This window comes from Alistipes sp. CHKCI003 (genome assembly GCF_900021155.1).
Taxonomy (GTDB): Bacteria; Bacteroidota; Bacteroidia; order Bacteroidales; family Rikenellaceae; genus Alistipes; species Alistipes excrementavium.
Map to the genome: position 1 here is coordinate 1 of NZ_FCNT01000104.1, position 270 is coordinate 270.

The 270-nt window shown below is 63.3% G+C and carries 1 protein-coding gene; it reads right to left on the reverse strand.

From position 1 onward, the window contains the following. On the reverse strand, positions 1–270 hold a 270-nt coding region (locus BN3659_RS13225; RefSeq protein ID WP_216092812.1), incomplete at both ends, for an alanine-zipper protein.

Below are 270 nucleotides of genomic sequence, written 5' to 3' on the forward strand. Positions count from 1 at the left end.
ATCCGGGCGAACTCCCCCGGAAGCGTGTTGTCGATGTAGTCCTTCGCCTCCTGAGCCTTGCGGGACGCGGAATCCGCCGCCTGCTGCGCCGTGTTGGCTGCATCCTCGGCGTTCGTGGCCGCCTGCTGCGCCGTGCTGGCCGTCTGCTCGATCGCATCGAGGTCGAACTCTTTTTGGAAACGTCCCGTGGCGGGATCGTAGATTTTGCCCTGCACGAAACCCTGCTCGGGATTGTAGGCGATACCCATGCCGGATTCGGAAGAGGCCAGA